Source organism: Pseudomonas sp. Colony2, assembly GCF_019382755.1.
Classification (GTDB): Bacteria; Pseudomonadota; Gammaproteobacteria; order Pseudomonadales; family Pseudomonadaceae; genus Aquipseudomonas.
Genome location: NZ_CP080030.1, coordinates 4,663,702 through 4,674,281, shown reverse-complemented (window position 1 = coordinate 4,674,281; position 10,580 = coordinate 4,663,702). Strand labels below are relative to the sequence as shown.

Genomic DNA, 10,580 nt, shown 5'->3' with positions numbered 1-10,580 from the left:
GGTTTTTGCCTGCCCAATAAAGGGCTGTCCCGAGGTTTCCCAATGAATGCACCAAGCCGCCTTGCGCTGCTGATCACCGCCACGGCTGCCCTCAGCGCCTGTGGCGATTCCTCCAAACTGCCGTTTCAGGCCGGTGTGGGGCCAAGCCCGCAACTGCCCGAACCCACTGCATCACTGATCCCGACACTCAAGGTTTCCAAGGCTGTCGGCTGGCCCGGTAATGCCCAGCCAACGGCGCCCGATGGGTTCACGGTAACGGCGTTGGCCGCGGACCTTGACCATCCGCGCTGGGTGTACACCTTGCCCAATGGCGACGTGCTGGTAGCCGAGAGTAACCATCCGCCCATGCCTGAAGGTGCCACGGACGGCGGCACGGGTTTGCTCGCCTGGGCGCGTCGTACCGCGATGGGGTTTGTGATGGGGCGGGTCGGTGCCGATACGCCGAGCGCCGACCGGATCACGCTGCTGCGGGACGCCGACGGTGATGGGCGTGCCGAGGTGAAGAGTGAGTTTCTCGGTGGGCTGACGTCGCCGTTTGGCATGGCGTTGGTGGGGGATGAGTTGTATATCGGCAATGCCGATGCGGTGGTCAAGGTGCCTTATGTTCGGGGCCAGACTCACATCGATGCCGTGCCGGTGAAGGTCACTGATCTGCCGGCCGGGATCAATCATCACTGGACCAAAAACGTCCTGGCCAATCCTGAGGGTACCAAGCTTTATGTGACCGTCGGGTCCAACAGCAATGTGGGTGAGAATGGGCTTGACGCCGAGGAAGGGCGTGCTGCGATCTGGGAGTTGGATCTTGCCAGTGGGCAGAAGCGTCTGTTCGCCAGTGGGTTGCGCAATCCCAATGGGCTGGCGTGGAAACCCGGCTCTACGCAGTTGTGGACGGTGGTCAACGAGCGCGACGAGATCGGCAGCGATCTGGTGCCGGATTACCTGACGTCGGTGCGGGACGACGCGTTCTACGGTTGGCCGTGGAGTTATTACGGGGCTCACGTTGACAGCCGGGTGCAGCCGCCGCGTCCGGACAAGGTCGCCCAGGCGATTGCACCGGACTACGCGCTGGGGACTCACGTTGCGCCGTTGGGCCTGACTTTTTCCGATGCGCGGGGGATGCCAGTGGTGTTTGCCGATGGGGTGTTTGTGGGGGAGCATGGATCCTGGAACCGTAATCCGCAGGCGGGGTACAAGGTGGTGTTTATTCCGTTCCGGGACGGAAAGCCGTCGGGTGTGCCTGTTGATTTCCTGACTGGGTTTTTAAATGGTGATGGAGAGGCTCAGGGGCGTCCGGTGGGTGTAGCGTTGGACGGGCAGGGCGCGTTGCTGGTGGCGGATGATGTGGGGAACAAGGTGTGGCGGGTGGCACGGGTAAGGCCTTAGGGTTTTGCTCTTACAGCGGCTCACGGTCCACTGTAGGAGCTGGCTTGCCGGCGATGGCATCAACTGGGTGTACCTGATGCACCGAGGTGTCTGCATCGCCGGCAAGCCAGCTCCTACAGCAAAGCGGCTTTGCTTTTGCTTTTAACACTCAGGTCGGCTTTCAGGCCGCCGTGCTCTTGCTTTTGCTTACTTTGGGGCTTTTCCAAAGTGAGTCGCTGTAAGAGCGGAACCATCAGCCGCCGTGACCGAAGAAACGGATATGCCCCCACCCCCACCCCATCCCCACCCCAGCAGAATCACCCTTCCACCCCCACCCAACGCCGTATACAAATTCACTTCCGCCACCAACTGCGCCAACCGATCAACAATCAACGCCTGCTGCGAACTGAACAACGACCGCTGCGCATCCAGAAACACCAGATTACTGTCCACCCCACTGCGATACCGGTGCTGAGCCAGGTCGTAATACGTCTGGTTGGCCCGAACAAAATCCCGCTGCGCCGCCAGTTGCTCGTTATACGTTTGCCGCGCCGCCAGCCCGTCCGAGACTTCCTGGAACGCGGTCTGAATCGACTTCTCATACTGCGCGACATAAATGTTCTTCTGAATCTTCGCGTAATCCAGGCTGGCCCGCAGGCTGCCCGCGTTGAAGATCGGCAGATTGATCTGCGGCTGGAACCCCCAACTCCCCGAGCCCCCCTGGAACAATCCCGACAGATCCTTACTCGAGGTGCCCGCGTTGGCCGTCAGCGTAACCGAAGGAAAAAACGCCGCCCGCGCCGCGCCAATATTCGCGTTGGCCGCCTGAAGCTGATACTCGGCCTGCACAATATCCGGCCGCCGTTGCAGCAGGTCCGACGGCAACCCGGCCGGCACCCGGGCTACCAGGTCGTCGGACAGCGGCTGTGCCGGCAAAGAATCCGGCACCGGCCCACCCACCAGCAACGCCAGGCTGTTGAGGTCCTGGGCCACCTGCCGCTGGTAGCGCGCAATGCTTGCCCGGGTACTTTCGACGCTGGTCTGGGCCTGGATCACATCAATCGACGTCGCCTTGCCCGCCGTTTTACTGCGCGACGTCAGACGCAGGCTGTGCTCGTCCGAGGCCAGCGTCTGCCGGGCCAGGGCCAGCAGTTCCTGGTCGGCGCGCCAGGTCAGGTAAGCGTTGGCGACGTTGGCCACCAGGCTCAGTTGCGCGCTGCGCCGAGCTTCTTCAGTGGCCAGGTATTGCAGCATCGCCTGCTCACTGAGGCTGCGTACACGGCCGAAAAAATCCAGCTCGTAGGCGCTGACGCCCAATGTCGCCGAATAGGTAGAGGTGATCGCAGACTTGCCGGTGGTAGTGGCGCGCCGCGGGACTTTCTGGCGGTTTTCGGCACCCGTGGCAGACACCGCCGGGAACAGGTCGGCACGCTGGATGCGGTACTGCGCCTGGAACGCTTCGACATTCAGCGCCGCCACCCGCAGGTCACGGTTATTCACCAGGGCCTGGCCAATCAACTGCCGCATCACCGGGTCACGGAACAACTGTTGCCAGTCAGGCCCGGCGGCCGATGGCCCCACCCGGTCCGCGTTATACACCGGGTAGTGCGCCGGGGTCGGTGCCTCGGGCCGCCGATAGTCCGGGATCAACGAACACCCGCCAAGCACACACGCCACGCCGAGCATCAGTTTTTTCATCACGCGCCAACCATCCATTTGGCCAGGCCATGCCGGCCACTCACGCCCAGTTTGGCCGCCGCGCGCTTGAGGTAGGTTTCGATGGAGCTGTTTTTCACGCTGAGTTTCTCGGCCATCTGCGGTACGGTTCCGCCGGTCAACAACCCCAGGCAAACCTCCTGTTCCCGCGCCGATAAGGTGATGTCACTGAGTGACAGGCGTTTATAGAATTCGCGCTGCAATTGCGACTGCTCCAACGGAGTTTTAGAGGGCTCGGGCGCTACCGGCGGGGCCTGTCGATTGATCTGCGCGTGGCGCTCGATCAACGGCAGCAAGGTTTCCGAAAGGCTCTTGAGAAACGACAACTGCGCCAGGGAAAAGGCGCGTTGGGTGTGGGGCCGGTAGAACGAAATCACGCAGCGCCGATTGGCCTGGCGCGATACCAGGTTGCACTGATGGGAGGTGCCGCGGGTGTGGGTGCTGTCGGCCTTGGCATTCATCTGGATCAACAGCGGGTCGTTCATGCCGAGCATTTTTTTCAGCAGCGGATGATCGTCGCGGTGATGCAGGGTGCGCGGTGGCAGCAGGTCCTGCTTCAACCCGTCGCTGCCAAGTAACTTGATATCGAGCACGCAGGCCTGGTGCTCGTCGAGGGTCCATTCACTGAGGTCCACCAAGTGAACCGGTACCAGCTTGTTGACCAGTTGCAGCATGTTCGCTGCGAAGTGTTCAGTGCCGGTGCTTGAAATCAACTCTCCCAACTCGAAATAAAAATGCGGATTTTCCATATTCCGAATACTGCTGGTCAGACTCATAGCCATCTCATCCTTGATGTCGAAAACCGTCAACGGTTGCCCGTACGTGTGCAGGCCTCCCGTTCTCCTTGAACCTGGGTCGGTGCTCGAGGCTTCATTTAGCCACGTGGATTTGTCCTACGTATGTAGCGGAAACGAGGGACACAACCTGCCATAAAAAGCGCGCCATTATTTCGTCATTTCCGACAGGGATATAGGCTGAAGCTGCAGGGTAAAAGGATTTTAGAGTTTGTTAACTAGTTGATATAAAACATATTTACTCAATTTTCTCGACATGCCCGGCTATATGGCATCGGCCAGATGTAGCCAATCTCCTACATCCATTTAATCGTTTCAGCACTGAACCATCAGCCAACCCCGGCGCGGTACCCGGGCTGTCCGGGTTTCGGGTGACATACGGCCCTCCGGGGCGATGCTTAAATCCCGTTGATTTCGCCTCAATGGGGCGTTGTGCGCCTTATCGACACCTCACATGAGAAGGATCTTATGACGTATTTCCCCCTGACCGCCGCCCAGCGGGATATCTGGCTCGACCAACTGCGCCTCGGTGACTCGCCGCTGTACAACATCGGGGGTTATATCGAACTCACGGGCACCGTGAATCCCGCATTGATCCAGCGAGCCATCGAGCACCTGGTGGCCAAGCACGACGCATTGCGTACGGTGTTGCAAGTGGCGGCCGATGGCTTGCCACGGCAGGCGTTTGCCGGGGCCATGGCGGTATCGGTGCCGCAGCATGACGTCTCGCGCCAGCCGGATCCCCGCGCGGCCGCCGAGGCCTTGTTGCAGGCGCAGATGGCGCGAACCTATGCGCTGGTCGACGAACCGTTGTTCCGCTTCTTCCTGGTCAAGCTCGATGACCAGCATTACCGCCTCGGCACCCAGGCTCACCACCTGATTCTCGATGGCTGGGGCTTTGGCCAGATGCTGCAATCCCTTGCCGGGATCTACAGCGCCCTGGAGCAGGGCCGACTACCGGACCTGTCGGCGCCGTCCTATATCGACTTCATCGACAACGATGAACGCTATCGCGAGTCGGCCCGTTACGCCCGGGACCGCAGCTACTGGCTGGACAAATACCAGGTGCTGCCAGAGCCGCTGCTGACGCGCCGTTACCAGGCCAAGGGCGATGCGCCGAGCAACACCCTGGTAGCACCGTTTCCGGCGGCGCTGCTCAATCGCATGGCGCGGGCGGCGAACCATTACCAGGCGTCGGCGTTCCATGTGTTATTGGCGGCGATGTACCTGTACTTCAGCCGCACCGGCCAGCGCCAGGAGTGGGTGGTGGGGCTGCCGATACTCAACCGTTCCAATGCACGCTTTCGTTCGACCCTGGGGCTTTTCACCCAGGTCAGTGCCGTGCGCTTGCAGTTCAGCGACGACCTGCCTTTCAGCGCCCTGGTGCGTGGCGTGCGCGACCAGCTCCAGCAGGATTTCCGACATCAACGTTTCCCGCTGAGCGAGATGAATCGCGAGCTGGGTTTGCTGCGCGCCGACCGTGGCCAACTGTTCGACCTGTCGGTGTCCTATGAGCAGGACGACCATGAATTTCGCTACGGCCAGGCGTCGGCCCGGGCGATCAAGGTGTCCAACCACCATGAGCCGTTGCCGCTGGCGATTCACTTGCGCAGCAATCGCTACCACGACACGGCGTGCCTGCACTGCGTCTACAACGAGGCGTACTTCCAGGCACACGAGGTGCAGGCCCTGGCCGATCGCCTGGTGTATGTGCTGGAGCAGGGGCTGGAAAACACCGCGCTGCCCCTGGCTGACTTCTCGCTGATAACGCCCGAGGAAACCGCGCAGTTGCAACGCTGGAACGCCACCGCCCAGGCCTATCCCGCAGCGCAAACCCTGCATGGGCGCGTCGAGGCCCAGGCCGCGGTGACGCCGCATGCGGTGGCGGCGGTGTATCAGGGGCAGCGATTGACGTATGACCAATTGAATCAACGGGCCAATGCCCTGGCGCGGCAGCTATTGGTGCTCGGGGTAAAGCCCGACGACCGTGTGGCGATCGTCGCCCGGCGCGGCCTGGAGACGCTGGTGGGCTTGCTGGGGATTCTCAAGTCCGGCGCCTGTTATGTCCCGGTGGACCCGGCCCATCCTGCCGAGCGCCTGCACTACCTGCTCGATGACAGCGCGCCGGTGGCGGTGCTGACGCAGACGGATTTGCTCGAGCGTCTACCGGTATTGAGCGTGCCGGTCATCAATCTGGACCACGCCACGGCGCAGTTGGCGCGCAACCCGCAAGTGGCGATGACACCCGCCAACCTCGCTTATGTGATCTACACCTCGGGCTCCACCGGCCTGCCCAAGGGCGTGATGGTGGAGCACCACACCGTGGCCAACCTGGTGGACTGGCATTGCCAGGCCTTCGATTTGCACGCGGGCAGCCATACCGCCAGCGTTGCCGGTTTCGGGTTTGACGCCATGGCCTGGGAGGTCTGGCCAGCGCTGTGCGTGGGCGCGACCTTGCACTTGCCGCCGCCCCACGACGGCGCCGAAGACATCGACGCGCTGCTGGCCTGGTGGCGCGCGCAACCACTGGACGTATGCTTCCTGCCCACGCCGGTGGCCGAGTATGCGTTCAGCCAGAATATCGAACACCCGACTTTGCGCACGCTGCTGATTGGTGGCGACCGCCTGCGCCAGTTCAACCAGGCGCGCAGTTTCGCGGTGATCAACAACTACGGTCCCACTGAAGCCACCGTGGTTGCCACCTCGGGCCTCGTTGAGGCCGGGCAGGCGCTGCACATCGGCAAACCCATCGCGAATGCCGCGGTCTACCTGCTGGATGAGCAACAGCGGCCGGTGCCCATCGGTACTGCAGGCGAGTTGTACGTCGGCGGGAAAGGCGTGGCGCGGGGCTATTTGAGCCGCCCGGACATGACCGCAGAGCGCTTCCTTGATGACCCATTCAACCCAGGCCGCATGTACCGCACCGGCGACCTGGCGCGTTGGCTGCCGGATGGGAATATTGAATATTTGGGCCGCAACGACGACCAGGTAAAAATTCGCGGCGTGCGCATCGAGCCGGGGGAAATCGAGTCCGCCCTGGCGGGTCATGAAGGGGTCACCGAAGCGGTGGTGCTGGTACGCGAGGGGCAGCTATTGGCCTGGTTCACCGAGCATGCGCCGGTAGCGATTGAAGCGCTTCGCGCCCATCTTAAATCACGCTTGCCGGATTACATGGTGCCGCAGGCCTACGTAAAGCTGGACGCGTTGCCCCTGACGGCCAACGGCAAACTCGACCGCAAGGCCTTGCCGGCACCCGGTGCCGATGCATTTATCAGTCGAGTCTACGAGGCCCCAGAAGGTGCTACGGAAATCGCCCTGGCGCAGATCTGGGCCGACGTGCTGCACGTCGAGCAAGTAGGGCGGCATGACCATTTCTTCGAGTTGGGCGGCCATTCGCTGTTGGCGGTCCAGTTGGTGCAGCACATGCGCCAGGTCGGGTTGCAGGCCGACGTGCAGGTGCTGTTCGGCCAGCCGACCCTGGCCGCACTGGCGGCAGCGGTTGGCCAGGGCACCGTGCTTGATGTGCCGGCCAACCGTGTTCCGGCGGGTTGCCAATTGATTACTCCGGACCTGCTGGCGCTGGCCGAACTGGACCCGCCGACGATAGAACGCATCGTCGCCGCGATCCCCGGCGGCGCCGCCAATGTGCAGGAGATCTACCCACTGGCGCCGTTGCAGGAAGGCCTGCTGTATCACCACATCACCGACGAGCGCGATCCGTACCAGCAACACGCGATGTTCAGCTTTGCCCGCCGTGAACAGCTGGAAGCGTTCGCCCAGGCGCTGCAACAGGTGATCGACCGCCATGACATCCTGCGCACCAGCCTGGCGTGGGATGCCCTCGAACAACCGATGCAAGTGGTGTGGCGCAAGGCGATTCTGGACGTGCAATCGGTGGCCCTCCAGGGCGATTCAATCCTCGAACAACTGCGCGAACGCCAGCGGCCACTGGACTTGCGCAAGGCGCCGCTGATGGCCCTGGATTATGCCGAAGACCCGCAGAACCGCCGTTGGGTGGGCATGCTGCGTTTCCATCATCTGGTGAACGACGCCACTTCCACGCAAGTACTGATGGCGGAAATCCAGGCTCATCTGCTTGGCCAGCAACAGCAATTGCCGGCGCCGGTGCCCTATCGCAACGTGGTCGCCCAGGCCCGGTCAGCGGAACGCGAGGCCGGGCACGAAGCGTTCTTTCGCGAGCGGCTGGCGGATGTCGACGAGCCGACCCTGGCCTTCGGTTTACAGGAACGCCAGGCGGATCGCCGTGACACCGAGGAAGCCGACGTGCTGCTTCCCGACGCACTCGGCCAGTTGTTGCGCGAGCAGGCCCGCACCTTGGGTGTCAGCGCGGCGAGCCTGTTTCATCTGGCGTGGGCCCAGGTACTGGGTCGCGTCTCGGGCCGTGACGATGTGGTGTTCGGTACGGTTCTGCTGGGACGCCTGCAGGCCGGTGAGGGCGCGGACCGTGCCCTGGGCATGTTCATCAACACCTTGCCACTGCGGGTACGCCTGGCCGGGGTGACGGTGCGCGAGGCGATCAGGCAGACGCAGCAGCAACTCAGCGCCTTGCTCGCCCACGAGCAAGCGTCCCTGGCGTTGGCCCAGCGTTGCAGCGGCGTCACACCGCTGTTCAACAGCCTGCTGAATTACCGGCATGTCTCGGTCGAGGCACTCGAGGTGCTGCAGCCCGGCATCGAATTGCTGAGCAGCGAAGACATCCTCAGCTACCCACTGATGCTGACGGTGGACGACCTGGCCAGCGGTTTCCGGCTCAAGGCCAAGGCGCCCCGCAAGGTCGGTGCCCAGCGCCTGCTGGACTACCTTGGCACGGTGCTGGCGGGATTGGTGGAGACGCCCGAGGCGCCGCTGTTCGATGTACAGGTGCTGCCCGCGACCGAACTGCAACAGCAACTGGTGGACTTCAACGCCAGCGAAACCGACTACCCCGTGGACCAGACCGTCCACGCCTTGTTCGAAGCCCATGCCCGGCACACACCTCACGCGGTGGCGGTGCAGGCCGGTGAGCAGCAACTGACTTACCGCCAGCTCAACGAGCGCGCCAACCGCCTGGCCTATCACCTGCGCGAGCGCGGCGTGCAGCCGGATTCGCGGGTGGCCTTGTGTGTCGAGCGCGGGTTGGACCTGGTGGTGGGCTTGCTGGCCATCCTCAAGGCGGGGGGCGCCTATGTACCGTTGGACCCGGGCTACCCTCGCGAGCGTCTCGCCTACATGCTGCAAGACAGCGCGCCGGTCGCCTTGCTGGTACACGGCGCGACCCGCGATTTGCCGGGGGAGGTGTCGATACCGGTGATCGACCTCGACCACGGCGCCTGGCAGCAGGCGCCTGAAGGCAACCCGCGAGTGCCGGGGCTGAGCGTGCGCAACCTGGCGTACGTGATGTACACCTCCGGCTCCACCGGCACGCCCAAGGGCGTGATGATCGAGCATCGGGGCCTGGGCAACCTGATGCACTGGGGCTCGCAACTGTGCCCGAATGCCGAGGGTGGCGCGTTGTTGCAGCGGGCGCCGTTCAGTTTTGACGGTTCGGTGTGGGAGCTGTTCTGGCCGCTGACCAATGGCATGCGCCTGGTCCTGGCGCGTCCCGATGGGCACCGTGAGCCGGCGTACCTGGCGCAGGTGATTCGTGAGCAACAGGTCAGTGTGATCAAGTTTGTGCCGGCGATGTTGCAGCAGTTTCTGGAGCTGGAGGAGTCTGCGCTTTGTACCAGCCTTACCGACGTTTTATGCGGTGGTGGGGAGCTGACAGAGGCCTTGGCCCGTGGGGTTCAGGCGCGGTTGCCCAAAGTGCGCTTGCATAACGTCTACGGACCGACCGAGGCGACGGTGGACAGCAGTGCCTGGACGCTGGAGCCGGGTGCGCCGGTGCCGGGGTTGCAGTTGCCGATTGGGCGGGCCATCAGTAATACCCGGCTTTACGTATTGGATGAGCATGATCGGCCGGTGCCGCTGGGGTGCAGTGGGCAGTTGCATATCGGCGGGGTGGGCGTGGCTCGCGGGTATCTGGGGTTGGAGCAGATGACGGCGGAGCGGTTTATCGATAGCCCGTTTGTGGCGGGGGATCGGTTGTATCGCACGGGGGATCTGGTGCGGTATTTGCCGGACGGGAACCTGGAGTTTCTGGGGCGCAATGACTTTCAGGTGAAGCTGCGTGGGGTGCGGCTGGAGCTGGGGGAGGTTGAGGCGCGGTTGGCGGCGCATCCTGCATTGCGCGAGGTGGCGGCGTTGATTCGGGATGAGCGGTTGGTGGCGTATTTCACTGTTCGTGATGCGGTGCCGGGGCTTGAGGCGTTGCGCAGTTACATGGTGGAGGGGTTGCCTGAGTACATGGTGCCTTCGGCGTTTGTGCGGGTGGAGGTGTGGCCGCTTAATCCGGCGGGGAAGCTGGATCGCAAGGGGTTGCCGGAGCCTGGGGTGGAGGCGGTGTTGAGTCGCGCCTATGAACCGCCTCAGGGGGAGGTGGAGACGGTGATTGCTGGGGTTTGGGCGCAGGTGCTGAAGCTGGATCGGGTGGGGCGTCAGGATCATTTCTTTGAGTTGGGGGGGCATTCGTTGTTGGCCGTGGGGGTGGTGGCGCGGCTGCGTAAGGCGGGGTTGGAGGTGGATGCCCGGTCGTTGTTCAGTCAGCCGACGGTGGTGGGGTTGGCGGGGGTGGTTGGGAGGAGGGTGGAGCGGGTGGAGGTTGTGCCT

4 protein-coding genes are annotated in these 10,580 nt (G+C 63.1%); 2 read left to right on the top strand and 2 right to left on the bottom strand.

The features are described 5' to 3' along the window. Positions 1 to 42 precede the first annotated feature (42 nt). The gene (locus tag JV201_RS18565) at positions 43 to 1,383 is read left to right on the top strand and encodes a sorbosone dehydrogenase family protein (protein WP_219407202.1); all 1,341 of its coding nucleotides are present in this window, start codon (positions 43 to 45) and stop codon (positions 1,381 to 1,383) included. 186 nt (positions 1,384 to 1,569) lie between these two features. Here JV201_RS18565 and JV201_RS18560 read toward each other — a convergent pair whose 3' ends face one another. Both JV201_RS18560 and JV201_RS18555 read right to left on the bottom strand, forming a co-directional pair. Next, positions 1,570 to 3,060 carry an efflux transporter outer membrane subunit gene (locus JV201_RS18560; RefSeq protein WP_257903237.1) on the bottom strand — a complete coding sequence of 497 codons (1,491 nt, stop codon included), beginning with the start codon at positions 3,058 to 3,060 and terminating at the stop codon, positions 1,570 to 1,572. Next, positions 3,060 to 3,854: a helix-turn-helix transcriptional regulator gene (locus JV201_RS18555; RefSeq protein ID WP_219405873.1), complete on the bottom strand. Its 795-nt coding sequence runs from the start codon at positions 3,852 to 3,854 to the stop codon at positions 3,060 to 3,062. Before JV201_RS18555 ends, JV201_RS18560 begins: the two co-directional genes overlap by 1 nt. 486 nt (positions 3,855 to 4,340) lie before the next feature. Here JV201_RS18555 and JV201_RS18550 point away from each other — a divergent pair. Continuing rightward, positions 4,341 to 10,580 (top strand): non-ribosomal peptide synthetase (locus JV201_RS18550; protein WP_219405871.1); only part of this gene is annotated, 6,240 nt, incomplete at its 3' end.